Source organism: Pseudothauera hydrothermalis (genome assembly GCF_003345255.1).
In the GTDB taxonomy this organism is placed as follows: domain Bacteria; phylum Pseudomonadota; class Gammaproteobacteria; order Burkholderiales; family Rhodocyclaceae; genus Pseudothauera; species Pseudothauera hydrothermalis.
Genome location: NZ_CP029331.1, coordinates 300148 through 316152, shown reverse-complemented (window position 1 = coordinate 316152; position 16005 = coordinate 300148). Strand labels below are relative to the sequence as shown.

Here is a 16005-nt window from a genome sequence, read left to right as displayed (position 1 = left end):
TATAGCAAAAGATTTCTGCAGCAGGCAAAGTTAAACAGATTTCCGGGGTTTGAGCAATGCGCATCGCACCCCACCCCGCAGGAGAGCACCCGATGAATCCCGTCATCCCCGCCCATAACGGTGACCCCGACGCTGCCAAAGACTTGCTTTACCCGTGGTCCGACCACCCAGCCAGCGGCCAACTGCGCCCGGTTGCCGACGGAGTGGGCTGGATTCGTATGCCGCTACCCTTTGCGCTGGATCATGTGAACCTGTGGCTGCTCGACGACGGCGATGCCGCCGTGGCGGTCGATACCGGCTATGGCCTGGACGAAGTGCGTGCGCACTGGAACGCCATCCTAGCTGCCAACGCTCGCCCGCTGTCGCGCGTGGTAGTCACCCACTGCCACCCCGACCATCTTGGCCTGGCCGCCTGGCTGGCCGCCCGCGACGGGGCGCGGGTCTGCATGACCCAGGGCGAATTTCTGGGCGGCCACGCGCTCTGGCATCAGTTGCCTGGCTATTGCGTGGCCGACATGGTGGAGCAGTTCCGCGCCCACGGCCTGGATGCCGCCCGCCTGGACGCGCTGGCCGCCCGCGGCAACGCCTACCGCCGCGGCGTGCCGGCGCTGCCGACCCGCTACCGGCGGCTGTTCGACGGCGACCGCCTGCAGATCGGCGCGCACCAATGGCAAGTCATCGTCGGCTACGGCCACGCCCCGGAACACGCCAGCCTTTACTGTGCCTCGCTTGGCATACTGATTTCGGGGGATATGCTGCTGCCGCGCATCTCCACCAATGTGAGCGTTTTGGCCGCCACGCCGGACGATGATCCGCTCGGCCGGTTTCTCGCGTCCTTGCGGCGCATCGGCGAACTGCCCGAGCAAACGCTCGTGCTACCATCGCATGGGCGTCCCTTTCGGGGCATCCGGGCGCGGGTGGCCCAACTTTTGGCCCACCACCGCGACCGCTGTAATGAATTGCTGGCAGCATGCAGTACGCCGCGCAGCGCCGGGGAGCTGCTCGGCACGCTGTTCCCGCGCGAACTGGACACCCACCAGGTGATGTTCGCCATGGGGGAGGCAATCGCCCATCTGAACCATCTTGCGGTGCAAGGCGCACTCAGCAGGCAGGTCGATGGCGATGGCGTGATCCGTTTTGCAAGAAACGCTTGAACGAGGAGTACGAAGACAAATGGCTGCACCCACGCAAGAGACCACCCATCCCGAACTTCCCGATCCGAAGGAGGTCGCCAAGACCTACGCCGAAGTGGCGCAACGAGCCTCCAAGCTGATCAGCGAGCATGTGCAGCGCCAGCTCAAAAAGGGCGTCACCGCACCGGCCGACGAGCTGGGCATCGCCCAAGCCTTCATGGACATGATGGCCAAGCTGCTGGCCAACCCCTACAAGCTCGCTCAGTCGCAAATGCAGCTGGTGTGGGACTATTTTTCGCTATGGCAGCACTCCATGCTGCGTTTCATGGGCATGCAGGCGCCGCCGGTGGCTACCCCGGACAAGAGCGACAAACGTTTCAAGGACGAGGAGTGGGAACAACACTTTTTGTTCGACTTCATCAAGCAGTCCTACCTGATCGCTGCGCGCCATGTGCATGACACGGTCTGCTGTGTGGAAGGGCTGGACGAGCAAACACAAAAGAAGGTCAATTTCTACACCCGGCAATACATCGACGCGATGAGCCCGTCGAACTTTGCCATCACCAACCCGGAGGTGTTCCGCGAAACGCTCAAAAGCGGCGGGCAGAATCTGCTCAAGGGCTTGAACAACCTGCTGCGTGACATCGAGGAAGGCGGCGGCAACCTGCGGGTGAAGATGACCGACACCAGCGCCTTCGAGCTGGGCAAGAACGTTGCCACCACGCCGGGCAAAGTGGTCTTCCAGACCGACATGATGCAGCTCATTCAGTACACGCCCACCACCGACAAAGTGTACAAGCGCCCGCTTTTGATCGTGCCGCCGTGGATCAACAAGTTCTATATCCTCGATCTGCGCGAGAAAAATTCCTATATCAAGTGGTGCGTGGACCAGGGTCACACCGTCTTCGTGATCTCCTGGGTGAACCCGGACGAGAAGCTGGCCGAAAAGAGTTTCGACGCCTATGTACAGGAAGGCGTGATCGCGGCGCTGGACGCCATCGAACGGCAAACCGGCGAAAAAGAAGTCAACGCCGCCGGCTACTGCCTGGGCGGCACGCTTTTGGCCACCACTTTGGCTTATCTGGCGGCCAAAAAGCAAAAGCGGATCGCTGCGGCCACCTTCTTCACCACCATGACCGACTTCACCGATCCGGGCGAGCTGGGCGTGTTCATCGACGAAGGTCAGGTGTCCAGCCTCGAAAAGAAAATGTTCGAGCGCGGCTACCTGGAAGGCTCGGAAATGGCCACCACCTTCAACATGCTGCGGGCCAACGACCTGATCTGGTCGTTCGTGGTGAACAACTACCTGATGGGCAAAGACCCCTTCCCGTTCGACCTGCTGTACTGGAACTCCGATTCCACCCGCATGCCGGCCAAGATGCACAGCTTCTACCTGCGCAAAATGTATATGGAAAACCGCCTGGTCCAGCCCGGCGGCATCGAAATCGACGGCACGCCGATCGATCTCTCTAAAATCAAGGTGCCTTGCTATTTCATCTCCACCATCGAAGACCACATTGCGCCCTGGAAGAGCACCTACGCCGGCGCGCGCCACTTTGGCGGTCCGGTGCGCTTCGTGCTGGGCGGCTCCGGCCATATCGCCGGCATCGTCAACCCGCCTGCGGCCAACAAATACGGCTACTGGCTGAACCCCACCGCCAAGCTGCCCGAATCTGCCGACGAATGGTTCGCCGGCGCACAACAACAGCCTGGTTCGTGGTGGACCGACTGGCAAGCCTGGGTGGTGGCGCATGACGCCGAGCAGGTCGCGCCGCGCGATCCGGCCCAAGGCAAGTTGCCGGTCATCGAAGACGCGCCGGGCAGCTACGTCAAAGTGCGCATCGACAACACCCGCCGCGCCTGACTGCATTGGAGCGCGCGGATGCGCGAGGGGGCTGCGGCCCCCTCTTTGTTTTGGCGCCGATGCATATTCCCACGGTCGTACTCGACACCAACACCGTGATGGCCCTGTGGTTCTTCGAGGACCCTGGGCTGAGCGCGCTGCGTGCGTACATCGAATCCGCCCGCTTGCGCCTGGCCTGCCGCAGCGACGCGCTGGAGGAATTGCGCCGCGTGCTCGCCTATCGGCAGTTTGCCATTGATCCGGCACGCCAGACCGCCCTGTTGGCGGCTTACCGGGCACGAGTGGTTTGCATCGCCCCGCCGGCCGCCGATGCCTCGCCGCTGCCCGCCTGCCGCGACCCGGATGACCAGAAATTCCTGGAAATCGCCCGCGATGCCGGCGCCAGTCTGCTGCTCACCCGCGACAAGGCCCTGCTGCGCTTGGCCTCACACCGCTTGGTGCGCGAACGCTTCGGCATTCTCACCCCTGAGCGTTGGTTGGCCAAAGCCGGGGAGGTCTTTCCTCAATACGTCGCGGACACGGCCGACTCAGCGCCCGGTCGCTAGAACAGGAAAGAACAACTGCTCGCCGCCCAACCTGTACTCGGCGATCGCTGCGCGCCCCTCGCTGGAAGTGATCCAGGCGATGAAGCGCTCGGCAGCGGCCTTGTTCACATGCGGATGTTTGTCTGGATTGACCAGGATCACGCCATAGGGGTTGTAGAGCCGCGGGTCGCCCTGCAGCAGGATCACCAGATTCTGCCGGTTCCTGAAATTGGCCCAGGTGCCGCGGTCGCTCAGCGTATAGCCGTCCAGGCTGGCCGCCATGTTGAGCGTTGGCCCCATGCCCGAGCCGGATTCTTTGTACCAGGGCTGGCCGACCGGCGCGATGCGGGCCTGCTGCCACAGCCGTAGTTCGGCCGCATGGGTGCCGCTGTTGTCGGCGCGCGACACGAAGGGCGCCGTACCCTTGCCGAGCAGCGCGAAGCCTTTGACCGCGTCCTGCTCGCCCTTCACCCCGGCCGGGTCGCTGGCCGGACCGACGATCACGAAGTCGTTGTACATCACATCCTTGCGGTAGGCGCCATGGCCCTCGGCAACGAAACGCTCCTCGGCCGGGCGGTCGTGCACCAGCAGCACATCGGCGTCACCGCGCCGGCCCAGGTCCAGCGCCTGGCCGGTGCCAAGCGCCACCACCTTCACCTCGATGCCAGTTTTGGCGGTGAATTTCGGCAGGATGAAGCCGAATAGCCCCGACTGTTCGGTTGAAGTGGTCGAAGCCAGTGTGATGCTCTCAGCCGCCTGCGCCGTGCCAAACGCCCCCAATAAAGCCAGCACCAAGGCCGCACAGCATCTTTGAAGTTTCACAAGCCCATCTGCCATGGCAGTTCCCGCCGGATGAAAAGCCGGGCCTCGTCCGAGGCCGGCTGCGCGAAGAAGCGGCGCACCGGGCTGTGCTCGCGCACCCGGCCGGCAGCCAGAAAGATGATGTCGTCGGCCAGCCGGGTGGCCTGGCCCAGGTTGTGGGTGCTCATGACCACCTTGCAGCCTTCGGTGCGGATTTCGCGGATGATCCGTTCGACCTCGGCGCTGGCCGACGGGTCGAGGCTGGCGGTCGGCTCGTCGAGCAGCAGCAGGCGGGGGGCGGTGATCCAGGCGCGCGCCAGCGCCAGCCGTTGCCGCTCACCGCCGGAGAGTTGCCGCGCGCTGTCGTCCTCGCGTCCGGCCAGCCCCACCCGGGCCAGCACTTCGCGGGCGCGCCGGTGCCGTTCGGCGCGGGCCACCCCCATCGGCTTGAGCGCCAGCGCGACATTGGCCAGCACCGAGGCGCGCAGCATCATCGGATGCTGGAACACCATCGCCACCCCGAAATGTGGCCGTGCGCCGCCGCCCCAGTCGAACCGCCCGCCGGTGGGTTCGATCAGCCCGGCCAGGGTGCGCAGCAGCACGCTCTTGCCAGCGCCGTTCGGCCCCAGCAGCAGGCTGATGCCTTCGCCATCCAGCGTCAGGTCCACGCCGTCGAGCACCGGTCGGCCGTTGGGCGCAAAACGCAGGTTTTCGATCCTGAGCGGAAACATGGCGCTCACCCGTAGCGCCGCATCGCCCACTGGCGCAGCACGAAGGCCGCGCCGTTGAGCAACAGGATGATCGCCAGCAGCACCAGCCCAAGTGCCAGCGCCAGCGGCAGGTCGCCCTTCGAGGTTTCCAGTGCGATCGCAGTGGTCATCACCCGGGTGTGCCGGTCGATGTTGCCGCCGACGATCATCACCGCGCCAACCTCGCTCATCGCCCGCCCCAGCCCGGCCAGCACCGCCACCAGCAGCGAATGCCGGCAGTCGTAGAGCAGGGTGGTCACTGACTGCCACCAGCTCAAGCGCAGCGCGGTCAGCTCCTCCGCGTAGCCGCGCCAGGCATCCTCGACCACCTGGCGGGCGATCGCCGCCATCAGCGGCACCACCAGCAGGGTCTGTGCGATCACCATCGCCAGCGGCGAGAACAGCAGCCCGAAATGGCCGAAGGGGCCGGAGCGCGACAGCGCCAGATAGACCACCACGCCGATCACCACCGAGGGCAGGCCCATCAACGCATTGACCAGCACCGTGGCCAGATGCTTGCCGCGATAGTCGCCGACCGCCAGGCAGGCGCCCAGCGGCAGGCCGATCAGCGTGCCGAGCAGCACCGCGCTAACGCTAACCCGCAGCGACAGCCAGACGATCTCGGCGACCCGGTGGTCGAAGCCTTCGAGCAGCCGGAGGGCTTCGACGAAAGCGGCACCCATGCCGCTCATCCGCCACCCCGCTGCATCGCGCGGTCGAGTCGGGCGAGGAAATGCGCGCGGGTGTCGGCATCCCCCTTGACGAAGCGGTAGCGCACCCGCAGTTGCGGCAGCGCCAGCAGCCCGATCCGGCGCTCGCCGGCCGGGGTCCAGTCGAGCAGCAGTTCCAGCCCGTCCGCGCATACCCGGCAGCCGCCGGCATGAATCCGGTCTATGCTTCCGGCTGGCAACGCGATCTGTAGACAACGCAGGAATTCGGCGGGGGTGGCGGACATCGTGCGTTCCAAGACCGCGGGGACTTCCGCCGCCAGATAGCCGGCCATCAACCCCCCGCCACCGGCGGCCACACCGCCAGCTCGTCACCTTCGGCAAGCTGCCGGCTGGCGCGATCGGAAGGCGGCACGAACACCCCATTGACCAGCACCAGATGGGCGCTCTTTTCCGGCACCCGGTAGCGGGCGATCAGCCCGGCCACCGTGGTGCCGTCCGGCACATCGAGTTCCAGGCAGTTGCCACGGCGCTCAGGGGGCAGATAGTCGGTCAGGGTCGCGAACAGCTTGAACACCACACGCATCGCTACGGCCCCACGATTACACCAGCGCAACCGGCTGGGTGCGCGCCAGATAGGCATCCATGAACAAGAGTGGCTGTTCGAGCAGCCGGTCCTTCCATTCGCCCAGCCTGAGCTTGCTCTGGATCAGCCCGCGCAGCACGCCGACATGCTCGGTGAGCCCCACCGCGGTGGCACCGATCAGCACATCGCCCTTGAACTGCAGGCTCAGGTAGCGATACGCCGCTTCGTCACACAATTCCACGCCCTGACCGCCTTCTTCGCCCCACCACTGGCCGAAGGAGGTGGAGATCAGCCCGAGGGTGTCGAGCACGTTGATCGCCAGCACGCCGGGCAGCCGCGCATTGCCACCGGCCATATTGACCGCCGCGACCCGCGCCTGATCGGCCGCGTTGGGCTGGATTGCCGCGACCAGATGGGCGCCGGTGAAAATGTCCGGCGCCTCGGCCACATCGCCGGCGGCGAAGATGCCAGGCACCGAGGTTTCCATCCGCGCATCGACCAGCACACCCTTGGCCACATGCACCGGGGTGGCTTCCAGGAAGCTGACATTCGGCGCGACCCCGGCGGCGACGATCACCAGATCGCAGGCCAAGGTTTCGCCGGTGGATAGATGCACCGCGAGCGGCGCGTCGGCGTCCGGGGTGGCGTCAATACGATCGACCCCGGCCTGGGTGCGCACCCGGATGCCCTTGTGTTCGACCCAGCGGCGGATCAGGTTGCCGGCCTTCGGGGTCATCATGCGCGGCACCATGCGGTCGCCCATTTCGACCACGGTCAGTTCGACGCCGCGCTTGGCCAGCGCTTCCATGATGATGCAGCCGATGAAACCGGCGCCCAGTTGCAGCACCCGCGCACCGGGCCGCGCCAGCTCGGCGATCGCGCGCGCATCCTGCAGCGTCCAGCAGGTATGCACCCGGGGCAGGTCCACGCCGGGGATCGGCGGGCGCACCGGGTGCGAGCCGGTCGCGATCAGCAGCCGGTCGTACTGTTCGAAATGGCCGTCATCGAAAAGTACCCGCTTTTTCACCACATCCAACGCCACCGCGCGGGCGTTGAGCAGACGGATGCCGAGCTGCGCGAAGTGACCTTCGGTCTTGCGCAGATAGGTGCCGGACTCGTCGATATTGCCCTCCAATAGATAAGGAATCGCCATCCGCGAATAGGGCGGGGCGTCTTCGTTGCCAGCCACGACGATCTCGTCGGTCGGTGCCAGCCGGCGCAAAGTCTCCGCCGCCAGCACCCCCGCCGGGCCATTACCGAGAATCAAATGCTTCATGACGCATTCACCTCGTCGAACCACTGCCAGAACACCCCACGCGTCGCCCCGCTGCGCACTGTGAACGACCCAGCGCGCAGCGGGGCGCAGCAGTCGTGGGCCGTCTGAAGAAAAATCGCCCACCACGCCGCGCCAGCCGCCGGACCGGCGCGACCTGGCACCCCGCTTACAGACCCAGTCTTTGCAGCGTATCGGCGGTGGGTACGCCTTCGGCGTTCCAGCCGCGCAGCTGGTAATACTCGGGCAGCATCTTGTCGAGCTGATTGACCAGCCCCTTGGCCGGCCCGCTCTTGGCCGGCTCCGAGGTCAGGCGCGGTGGCAGGTTGTCGTCCTTGGCGGTCAGGCCGGCGGCCAAATTGAACTGGCGCTCCATGTTCCAGATCCGCTCGCCGACCTGATGCAGCTTGTCCATCGACCAGTCGCCCTCGCAAGCGGCCTGCAACTGGGGCTGCACATCGGCCAGACTCCAGGCAAACGAGGTGAAGATACAGATACCAGCCGAGTCGAACACCGCAGTAGCGTCCTGAAAGGCTTTGACCAGCGCCGGCTTGCCTTCGGTCGTGTGCGGGTCGGTCTTGACCGGGATGCCCAGTACCTCGGAAGCCACCGTGTAGCCGCGCAGATGGCAGGCGCCGCGGTTGGAGGTGGCATAGGCCAGCCCCATGCCCTGAATGCCGCGCGAATCGTAGGCTGGGAATTCCTGACCCTTGACGCTCATCGACAGTTCCGGATGGCCGTATTTTTCGCACAGGCGCTTGCTGCCCAGGCCGATCACCTTACCGAAGCCTTCGCCTTGGGCGGTCATCTCCGCCAAGCGGGCCAAAGCCATCGCCGAACCAAAGGGTGCCTCGATGCCGATTTCCTCTTTACTGATCGCACCCATTTCGTACAGCTCCATGACCGCGCCGACCGTCGCGCCGAACGAGATCGGGTCCATGCCGTGCTCGTTGCACAGCAGGTTGGCGTATTGCAGTGCCTCGAGGTCGCCAACGCCGTTGGCCGCACCGAGCGCCCAGGCTGCTTCGTACTCCAGCCCGCCCGAGGCGCCCCAGTATTCGGGCTTATTGACCACGGTGAAATGGCCTTTGTCGATTTCCGAAATGCGCCCGCAGGCGATCGTACAGCCGAAGCACGCGGCGTTGGTGACCAGATGCGGCTTGCCGTCGGTGGGGCGCTTTTCGTGCATCGCCTCGGCGGAGATCTTGGCGGCGTCCTCGAACTGCACATCGCGGTGGTTGCGGGTGGGCAGCGCGCCGATCTCGTTGATCACGTTCATCAGCACCTGGGTGCCGTACTTGGGCAGCCCCTGGCCGGTGACCGCATTGTCGGCCAAAACCTTCTTGCCGTCATTGACCGCCTTCATGAAGGCCGGAAAATCACGGATTCCGCTGACGCCACGGGTGCCACGCAGCGCCACCGCCTTCAGGTTCTTGGAGCCCATCACCGCGCCGACGCCTGAGCGGCCGGCCGCGCGGTGCAGGTCATTGACCACGCAGGCGAACAGCACCTGGTTCTCGCCGGCACGGCCAATCGACGACACCCGCACCAGCGGGTCCTGTAGTTCCTTCTTGATGGTTTCCTCGGTGTGCCAGCAGCTGGTGCCCCACAGATGGGCGGCATCGCGCAGTTCGGCGCGGTCGTTTTCGACATACAAATAGACCGGCTTCGGAGACTTGCCTTCGAAGATGATCATATCCCAACCGGCGAATTTCATCTCGGCACCGAAAAAGCCGCCCGAGTTCGAGCAGGCGATCGCGCCGGTCAGCGGCCCCTTGGTGACCACGGTGTAGCGTCCGCCGGTCGAGGCCATGGTGCCGGTCAGGGGGCCGGTGGCCATGATCAGCTTGTTGTCGGGCGACAGCGGATCGACCTTCGGGTCGATCTCTTCCACCAGGTACTTGGTGGCAAGCCCACGCGAGCCGAGATATTCATCGGCCCACTTCATGTTCAGCGCTTCGGCGCTGCAGGTGCCCGCGCTGAGATTCACACGCAGGATCTTGCGGGTCCAGGCCATCGTCGTTCCCTCCTTATTCGGTGACCACCGGGTTGGCTTTCGCCGCCCAGGCCTGCATGCGCCCCAGGCCCGTCCAGTCGGCGTCCACATAGCTGATCGCGCCGGTCGGACAGGCTTTTGCACAGGCCGGATCGCCGGCGCACAGGTCGCATTTCTGCACCTTGCCAGTATCGACGTTGTAATTGATGGTGCCGAACGGGCAGGCGATGGTGCACACCTTGCAGCCCACGCAAACATCCTCGAACACCGCCTTGGCGCCGGTGCCCCGATCCAGCCGGATGGCATCGACCGGACAGGCGTTCATACACCAGGCTTCGGTGCATTGGGTACAGGTGTAGGGCACTTTGCGGCCCTGATGTTCGAAATTGAACACCTTGATGCGCGACTTGGCGGGATTGAACGCCCCGGTGTGCTCATACGAGCAGGCCATCTCGCACTGAAGACAGCCGGTGCATTTCTGCGGGTCGATGAAAAGGCTTTTCCACATGGACCGTAACCTCCTTGGCTGGCAGACATGAACGAATGCACCGCCCTGTGCGGATCTTTTGTGCATCCTGGCGATGACCGACCTGTGTGATGTGTTGTGTTGCCGGGTCGGCATACAATGCGCATGCTTGACCTCAGTGGCCGTGAAGTCAATGCGCAGTGCCGCATAGCAGCCGATCCTAAGAGCACCAGAACGATGAGCAAACCCACCACGCCCCCCCGTCATACCCTGCGCGCCGAAGAGGCGCGTCACGCCATGCTCGATGCACTGACGCCGATTCGCGGTGTCGAGCGGGTCGCAATACGGGCCGCGCTCAACCGGGTGCTGGCCGAGGCGGTGATCGCCCCCTTCGATGTGCCGGCCCATGACAATTCGGCGATGGACGGCTACGCGGTACGCGCGGCCGATCTCGCGCCGGATGCCGAGACCCGGCTCGAGGTGGTCGGCACCGCGTTCGCCGGCAAGGCGTTTTCCGGGCTGGTCGGGCCGGGGCAGGCGGTGCGGATCATGACCGGGGCAGTCATGCCGCATGGCGCCGACACCGTCGTGGTGCAAGAGGAGGTCCGCGTCGAGGGCGCACAGGTGGTGGTGCCGCCCGGCCAGCGTGCCGGCCAGAACCTGCGCCGCGCCGGCGAGGATCTGGCCGCCGGCCGGCCGGCGATTCCCGCCGGCAAACGCATCGGCCCGGCCGAACTGGGCCTGATCGCCTCACTGGGCATTGCCGAAGTCGCGGTGGTGCGCCGGCTGCGGGTGGCGTTCTTCTCCACCGGGGACGAGATCGCCAGCATCGGCCAGCCGCTGGCGCCCGGCCAGATCTACGACAGCAACCGTTACACGCTCTTTGGCCTGTTGAGCCAGCTCGGTTGCGAGCTGATCGACATGGGGGTGGTGCGCGACACCCCCGACGCGGTCGAAGCCGCATTTACCGAGGCCGCGGCCTGTGCCGATGTGATCCTGACCAGCGGTGGGGTGTCGGTGGGCGAGGCCGATTTCATCCGCGAAATCACAGGCCGGCTGGGCGAGGTCAGTTTCTGGAAGCTCGAGATCAAGCCCGGCCGGCCGATGGCTTTCGGGCGGATCGGGTCGGCCTGGCTCTTTGGCCTGCCCGGCAATCCGGTCGCGGTGATGGTGACCTTCCTGGAGTTCGTGCAGGACGCGCTGCAAAAACTGATGGGCGTGGCGCCTTTGCCCGAGTTGCCGCTATTCGAGGCGGTATGCCGCGACCCGATCCAAAAGAAGCCCGGCCGGCGTGAGTTCGTGCGCGCGATTCTCGAAGGCGGCCAGGTGCGCTTAGCCGGCGCTCAGGGTTCGGGTGTGCTGCGCTCGATGTCCGAAGCCAACTGCTTCATCGTGCTCGACGAAGCACAAGGCGCGGTGGCAGCCGGCGACAAGGTGATGGTGCGCCCCTTCCGCGGCCGGCTGTAAGCGCCTGCGACCCGCAGGTCTCAGGCGGCTCACGGCCTTGGACCTGCAGACAAGGTCCGCCGCAGGGCACTCAGATAGCGCAGCCCGGCCACCGCCCGGCTACCGTACCAGGAGGTCATTTCGCCGTCGATCAGGCTGACCGGCAGACCGCCGGACAGGGCGCGGATTTCAGCCAGATGGCGCTCGCCGAAGCGATAGGGTTCGGTGGACGCGAACACCCGCACGGCCGCCTGCATACCTGGCGCCTGCCAGTCGATCTGCGGATAACGCACCTGACTTGCCGCCGGCAGGGTGAGCCAGCCCACCGCGGCCAGGGTGGCGGCAATGTAGGTGTCGCGCGCCACGCCCATCCACGGCTCGCGCCAGATCAGATAGATCACCTGCTCCGGCGGCAGGCCGGCGGCCACGCTGTGGGCCGCAGCCAAGGCCGCAGCCAATTCGGCGGACAAGCGCTCGGCTTCGGCGCGACGGTCGAACACTGCGCCAAACAGCCGGTAGAGCGCAAAATTGTCTTGTGGGGTGCACGGGTGGGTGACGATCACATGCGGGACGAAGGCCGCCAGTGCCTCCACCGTTTCACGCCGATTCTCGTCGATATTGACAATCAAATGCGTCGGCGCGAGCGCGCGCACACGGTCGATTTTCACATCCTTGGTGCCGCCCACCTTGGACACCGTGCGCAGCGTCTGACGCGGATGAATGCAAAAGCCGGTGCGTCCGACAAGGTGCGCAGCCAGCCCCAGATCGCAGATCAACTCGGTCAACGACGGCACCAGTGAGACGATGCGTACCTCGCCCTTGGCGGGGCGATGCACGGTGCCGAGCGCATCGGTGAATTCATCGACCGGTTCCGTCATGGCGGCAAAAATGCTGAAGTGGGTTGCAGGCGGAATTGTAAGCAGCCAGGTTTGCGGCAGGACAGCGCCGGCCGTCGACACGTTCAACCTTCCCCACCGACAGCGCGCAAATTCAGCGCCTCGCTGGCCAGCCGCGCCTTTAAGCGGCTGGCCGACAGCGCTGCTGCCTGCACCAGACAGTCGCATAGCCGGCCCAGCAGCACCGATGGGGCGGCGCCGACCGAGCTCATCCTGCTCAGGCTGAAGCCGATCGGCGGATCGGTGCGCAGCAGCACCACCCGCGCCGGTGTCAGCGTAGCGGCGGTGAAACTGTCCAAAAAGGCGTAACCCAGGCCGCGTTCGACCAGGGTGCCAGCCAGCGCATAAGTTTGTACCCGCAGAACCTGAGCGGGCGACCATTCGGCCGCCGACAGCCGGGCCGACAGGCGCTCGCCCAGCGATGTAGCCTCGGCCAGCGCGATGAACGGCCGCCCGGCGAGCCAGGCGCGCTCCCCAAGGCGCAGCACGCCGGCCGTCCACTCGCGCGGGGCGGCCAGCACCATCTCGCCCTGACACAAGGGTGTGAGTGCCACCGCTGCCTGCTCGGGCGGTTCGATGGCAAACCCGGCGTCGACCTCCCATGCCAGCAAATGCGCCTCGATTTCGCGCGTGTGGCTGGCCCACAAATCGCAAACCACTCCGGGATGGGCGGCACGCATCGCTGCCAGCGCCTCGGGCAGCAAGGCGGTAGCCAGTGAAGGCGTCGCCGCCACGCGCAGCAGGCCGCTGGCTCCGCGCCTGAGATTGGCCGCTAGCGCCTCGATGCGCTCGATCTCGCCCCAGGCGCGCTGCACCTGGGCAAACAGTGCGCGGGCCTCGGGCGTGGGCACCAGCCGCCCGTGGCGGCGCTCGAACAGCGCAAAACCCAGGCCGAGCTCGGCATGGCTCAACACCCTCGATACCACCGGCTGGGACACGCCCAGCAAGCGGGCGGCCGCGCTGCCCGAACCGGTCAGCATGACCGCGCGGAAGACTTCGATCTGACGCAGACGCATGGCAATCCAATGTCTTTCAAACATACCCATGCCCATGATCTGCATGATTGGTATCTTGCGCAACGGCTATCGTTTGCAGTTATTCAGTCAGCAGGAACATCGTCATGGACATCGTGGTCATCGGCGCCGGCATCGTCGGGCTTACCACCGCCTGGGCTTTGCGCGAAGACGGTCATCGCGTCACCGTGATCGAACGCGCCCCGGTGGTGGGCAGCGGCACCAGCCAAGGCAATGGCGGGCAGTTGAGTTACCGCTACATCGCGCCGTTGGCCGATCCGGACGTCCTGGCCAAGATTCCCGCCTGGATGCTCAGTCGCGACGCCCCGGTGCGGTTTTTGCCGCGCTTCGACCCCGCCCAATGGCGCTGGATCGCCGATTTCCTGCGCGCCTGCAATGCCCACGACAAACTGCGCTCGGTGGCTGCGCTGCTGCCGCTGGCGCTCTATAGCCAGCGCCTGGTTCACGATCTGGTCGAGCGCCACGGTCTGGCCTTCGACTACCGGCGCAACGGCAAGCTGGTGGTCTATCGCGATGCCAAAAGCTTCGCTTCGGCGCGTGCGCTACTTGCCAGCCAGCCGGAGTTGGCCAGCGAACAGACAGCGCTGGATGCCGCCGGCTGCGTGGATGCCGAGCCGGCACTTGCCGGTGTGCGCGAACAAATCGTCGGCGGCATCCTCACCCGCAGCGAAGAAGCCGGCGACTGCCACAAGCTCTGCCTGGCGCTGGCCGAGCGCCTGCAACAGGGCGACAACCCCGCCCAACTGATGCTCGGCCACGCGGTGGAGGAGCTGGTGTTACGAGACGGCACACTGGCCGCTTTGAGCTTACGCACCCCGGAAGGCCACGCGGCGGAACTGCCCGCTTCGGCCTGTGTGCTAACCAACGGCGTCGGCGCGCGCGCACTGGCCGCAGGCTGCGGCATCGATCTGCCGATCTACCCGCTCAAGGGCTACAGCATCAGCGCGCCGGTACGCGACCCCGCGGCGGTGCCGACCCTGAGCGTGACCGACTTTCAGCGCAAAATCGTCTATGCGCGCCTGGGCGAGCAACTGCGGGTAGCCGGCATGGCCGACATCGTCGGTTACGATGACAATCTGTCCGCTGAGCGGATCGCCACCTTGGTGCGCGAAACCCGTCAGACCTTCGGCGCCGGCGTCGATTTGGCGCATATCCAGCCCTGGGCCGGCCTGCGCCCGGCCACACCGACCGGCCGTCCCATCCTCGGCGCCAGCGGGGTGCCGGGGTTGTGGCTCAACGTCGGACACGGCGCACTGGGCTTCACCCTGGCCTGCGGCAGCGCCCGCATCATCGCCGATCGCATCGGCGGGCGCACACCGGCGGTGCCGGACGACGAGTTCGCGCTTCCCGCTGCCGGTCCGCAGGGCGCCCGGCGCCCGTGGCGGGTGACGAATACACTTGCGCCACACGGCACAGACCGATAACTTCGGGCAATCCCTAGCTGACAGCTGGGGAGCTGGCATGCCAAGCTGAACCACTTTCCGTCCCCCGCCAGTGGGGGCGGGCTCCAAAAGAGCCCGCACCGAACGGGATCGTCCAATCGTGTGATGACACATCATCAGGAGGAAAGCATGAAGAAGAAGCTCACCGCACTGGCCGCCGCATTCGCGCTTGTCGGCGCCCTGGGCACCGCCCCGGCCCAGGCCCAGCAGAAGTTCGTCACCATCGGCACCGGCGGGGTCACCGGCGTGTATTACGCCGCCGGTGGCGCGATTTGCCGGCTGATCAACAAAGACCGCGCCCAGCATGGCATCCGCTGCTCGGTGGAAAGCACCGGCGGCTCGGTCTATAACCTGAACACCATCCGTGCCGGGGAGCTGGACTTTGGCGTGGCTCAATCCGACTGGCAATACCATGCCTACAACGGCACCAGCAGCTTCAAGGACGCAGGCCCCAACAAAGACTTGCGTGCGGTGTTCTCCATCCATCCCGAGCCATTTACCGTGCTCACCCGCAAAGAGGCGAACATCAAGACCTTCGACGATCTGAAGGGCAAGCGCTTCAACGTCGGCAACCCGGGCTCCGGCACCCGCGCCTCGATGGAGGAGCTGCTCAACGCCATGGGTTGGAAACTCTCGGACTTCTCCCTGGCTTCCGAGTTGAAGGCCGACGAACACGGCGCGGCGCTGTGCGACAACAAGATCGACGGCTTCTTCTACGGCGTCGGCCACCCCTCGGCCAACATCCAGGACCCGACCACCACCTGCGGCGCCAAGCTGGTGTCGCTGACCGGCCCGGCCGTGGAAAAACTGATAGCCGAACGCCCGTACTACGCGGTGGCCACCATCCCGGGCGGGCTCTATGCCAACAACCCGGAACCGACCACCACCTACGGCGTGCTGGCCACCTTCGTCACCTCGACCAAGGTGCCCAGCGATGTGGTCTATACCATGGTCAAGGCGGTGTTCGAGAATTTCGATGAATTCAAGCGCCTGCATCCGGCCTTTGCCAACCTCAAGGCCGAGGAGATGATCAAGAACGGTCTGTCCGCCCCGCTGCATGATGGCGCGGTGAAGTACTACAAAGAAAAGGGCTGGATGTAAGCCTTTCCCTCACCCACCGGGGCGGC

16 protein-coding genes are annotated in these 16005 nt (G+C 65.5%); 6 read left to right on the top strand and 10 right to left on the bottom strand.

What is annotated here, in order from left to right; translation table 11 throughout:
• The first annotated feature begins 92 nt into the window (after positions 1-92).
• Genes DIE29_RS01450 through DIE29_RS01440 form a run of 3 tightly spaced genes read left to right on the top strand, consistent with a single transcriptional unit; the run spans position 93 to position 3542 of the window.
• On the top strand, positions 93-1154 hold the full coding sequence (locus DIE29_RS01450) for an MBL fold metallo-hydrolase (RefSeq protein WP_114648992.1): 1062 nt from the start codon (positions 93-95) through the stop codon (positions 1152-1154).
• Between the two features lie 19 nt (positions 1155-1173).
• Positions 1174-2997: a PHA/PHB synthase family protein gene (locus DIE29_RS01445; RefSeq protein ID WP_102040708.1), complete on the top strand. Its 1824-nt coding sequence runs from the start codon at positions 1174-1176 to the stop codon at positions 2995-2997.
• 59 nt (positions 2998-3056) lie between these two features.
• Complete coding sequence (locus tag DIE29_RS01440; RefSeq protein ID WP_102040707.1) at positions 3057-3542, top strand: putative toxin-antitoxin system toxin component, PIN family; 486 nt, start codon at positions 3057-3059, stop codon at positions 3540-3542.
• Here the strand turns inward: DIE29_RS01440 and DIE29_RS01435 are convergent.
• The 8 genes from DIE29_RS01435 to DIE29_RS01400 all read right to left on the bottom strand — a co-directional run bounded on the left by DIE29_RS01435 (position 3525) and on the right by DIE29_RS01400 (position 10102).
• Complete coding sequence (locus DIE29_RS01435) at positions 3525-4358, bottom strand: ABC transporter substrate-binding protein (RefSeq protein ID WP_102040706.1); 834 nt, start codon at positions 4356-4358, stop codon at positions 3525-3527. The two genes, DIE29_RS01440 and DIE29_RS01435, sit on opposite strands and share 18 nt — an antisense overlap.
• Positions 4340-5053 (bottom strand): ATP-binding cassette domain-containing protein, encoded by a 714-nt coding sequence (locus tag DIE29_RS01430; RefSeq protein WP_102043052.1) that lies wholly within the window; start codon positions 5051-5053, stop codon positions 4340-4342. The genes DIE29_RS01435 and DIE29_RS01430 overlap by 19 nt, the downstream gene beginning before the upstream one ends.
• Before the next feature lie 5 nt (positions 5054-5058).
• On the bottom strand, positions 5059-5763 hold the full coding sequence (locus tag DIE29_RS01425) for an ABC transporter permease (RefSeq protein ID WP_102040705.1): 705 nt from the start codon (positions 5761-5763) through the stop codon (positions 5059-5061).
• Positions 5760-6074 (bottom strand): hypothetical protein, encoded by a 315-nt coding sequence (locus tag DIE29_RS01420; protein WP_102040704.1) that lies wholly within the window; start codon positions 6072-6074, stop codon positions 5760-5762. Before DIE29_RS01420 ends, DIE29_RS01425 begins: the two co-directional genes overlap by 4 nt.
• Complete coding sequence (thiS, locus tag DIE29_RS01415) at positions 6074-6325, bottom strand: sulfur carrier protein ThiS (RefSeq protein WP_102040703.1); 252 nt, start codon at positions 6323-6325, stop codon at positions 6074-6076. Before thiS ends, DIE29_RS01420 begins: the two co-directional genes overlap by 1 nt.
• A gap of 16 nt (positions 6326-6341) precedes the next feature.
• A complete protein-coding gene (locus DIE29_RS01410) occupies positions 6342-7601 on the bottom strand; it encodes an NAD(P)/FAD-dependent oxidoreductase (protein WP_114648991.1) in 1260 nt (419 codons plus the stop codon).
• 166 nt (positions 7602-7767) lie between these two features.
• On the bottom strand, positions 7768-9615 hold the full coding sequence (locus tag DIE29_RS01405) for an aldehyde ferredoxin oxidoreductase family protein (protein ID WP_114648990.1): 1848 nt from the start codon (positions 9613-9615) through the stop codon (positions 7768-7770).
• Between the two features lie 13 nt (positions 9616-9628).
• On the bottom strand, positions 9629-10102 hold the full coding sequence (locus DIE29_RS01400) for a 4Fe-4S dicluster domain-containing protein (RefSeq protein ID WP_102040700.1): 474 nt from the start codon (positions 10100-10102) through the stop codon (positions 9629-9631).
• 195 nt (positions 10103-10297) lie between these two features.
• On the opposite strand from DIE29_RS01400, the gene moeA reads away from it, so the two are divergent.
• Positions 10298-11527 carry a molybdopterin molybdotransferase MoeA gene (moeA, locus tag DIE29_RS01395; protein WP_102040699.1) on the top strand — a complete coding sequence of 410 codons (1230 nt, stop codon included), beginning with the start codon at positions 10298-10300 and terminating at the stop codon, positions 11525-11527.
• Positions 11528-11556: 29 nt separating this feature from the next.
• Here moeA and DIE29_RS01390 read toward each other — a convergent pair whose 3' ends face one another.
• Together DIE29_RS01390 and DIE29_RS01385 are read right to left on the bottom strand one after the other, a co-directional pair.
• Complete coding sequence (locus DIE29_RS01390) at positions 11557-12384, bottom strand: helical backbone metal receptor (protein WP_102043051.1); 828 nt, start codon at positions 12382-12384, stop codon at positions 11557-11559.
• Between the two features lie 83 nt (positions 12385-12467).
• Positions 12468-13463, bottom strand: coding sequence for a LysR family transcriptional regulator (locus DIE29_RS01385; protein WP_108079488.1), 996 nt, complete (start codon positions 13461-13463; stop codon positions 12468-12470).
• Between the two features lie 59 nt (positions 13464-13522).
• On the opposite strand from DIE29_RS01385, the gene DIE29_RS01380 reads away from it, so the two are divergent.
• Positions 13523-14860 (top strand): D-amino acid dehydrogenase, encoded by a 1338-nt coding sequence (locus DIE29_RS01380; protein ID WP_102040697.1) that lies wholly within the window; start codon positions 13523-13525, stop codon positions 14858-14860.
• Positions 14861-15007: 147 nt separating this feature from the next.
• Positions 15008-15979 (top strand): TAXI family TRAP transporter solute-binding subunit, encoded by a 972-nt coding sequence (locus DIE29_RS01375; protein ID WP_114648989.1) that lies wholly within the window; start codon positions 15008-15010, stop codon positions 15977-15979.
• The last annotated feature ends 26 nt before the right edge of the window (positions 15980-16005 follow it).

Coding starts and splice junctions, on each gene's coding strand:
- DIE29_RS01450 (WP_114648992.1), top strand. CDS start 93: ATGAATCCCGTCATCCCCGCCCATAACGGTGACCCCGACGCTGCCAAA.
- DIE29_RS01445 (WP_102040708.1), top strand. CDS start 1,174: ATGGCTGCACCCACGCAAGAGACCACCCATCCCGAACTTCCCGATCCG.
- DIE29_RS01440 (WP_102040707.1), top strand. CDS start 3,057: ATGCATATTCCCACGGTCGTACTCGACACCAACACCGTGATGGCCCTG.
- DIE29_RS01435 (WP_102040706.1), bottom strand. CDS start 4,358: ATGGCAGATGGGCTTGTGAAACTTCAAAGATGCTGTGCGGCCTTGGTG.
- DIE29_RS01430 (WP_102043052.1), bottom strand. CDS start 5,053: ATGTTTCCGCTCAGGATCGAAAACCTGCGTTTTGCGCCCAACGGCCGA.
- DIE29_RS01425 (WP_102040705.1), bottom strand. CDS start 5,763: ATGAGCGGCATGGGTGCCGCTTTCGTCGAAGCCCTCCGGCTGCTCGAA.
- DIE29_RS01420 (WP_102040704.1), bottom strand. CDS start 6,074: ATGGCCGGCTATCTGGCGGCGGAAGTCCCCGCGGTCTTGGAACGCACG.
- thiS (WP_102040703.1), bottom strand. CDS start 6,325: ATGCGTGTGGTGTTCAAGCTGTTCGCGACCCTGACCGACTATCTGCCC.
- DIE29_RS01410 (WP_114648991.1), bottom strand. CDS start 7,601: ATGAAGCATTTGATTCTCGGTAATGGCCCGGCGGGGGTGCTGGCGGCG.
- DIE29_RS01405 (WP_114648990.1), bottom strand. CDS start 9,615: ATGGCCTGGACCCGCAAGATCCTGCGTGTGAATCTCAGCGCGGGCACC.
- DIE29_RS01400 (WP_102040700.1), bottom strand. CDS start 10,102: ATGTGGAAAAGCCTTTTCATCGACCCGCAGAAATGCACCGGCTGTCTT.
- moeA (WP_102040699.1), top strand. CDS start 10,298: ATGAGCAAACCCACCACGCCCCCCCGTCATACCCTGCGCGCCGAAGAG.
- DIE29_RS01390 (WP_102043051.1), bottom strand. CDS start 12,384: ATGACGGAACCGGTCGATGAATTCACCGATGCGCTCGGCACCGTGCAT.
- DIE29_RS01385 (WP_108079488.1), bottom strand. CDS start 13,463: ATGCAGATCATGGGCATGGGTATGTTTGAAAGACATTGGATTGCCATG.
- DIE29_RS01380 (WP_102040697.1), top strand. CDS start 13,523: ATGGACATCGTGGTCATCGGCGCCGGCATCGTCGGGCTTACCACCGCC.
- DIE29_RS01375 (WP_114648989.1), top strand. CDS start 15,008: ATGAAGAAGAAGCTCACCGCACTGGCCGCCGCATTCGCGCTTGTCGGC.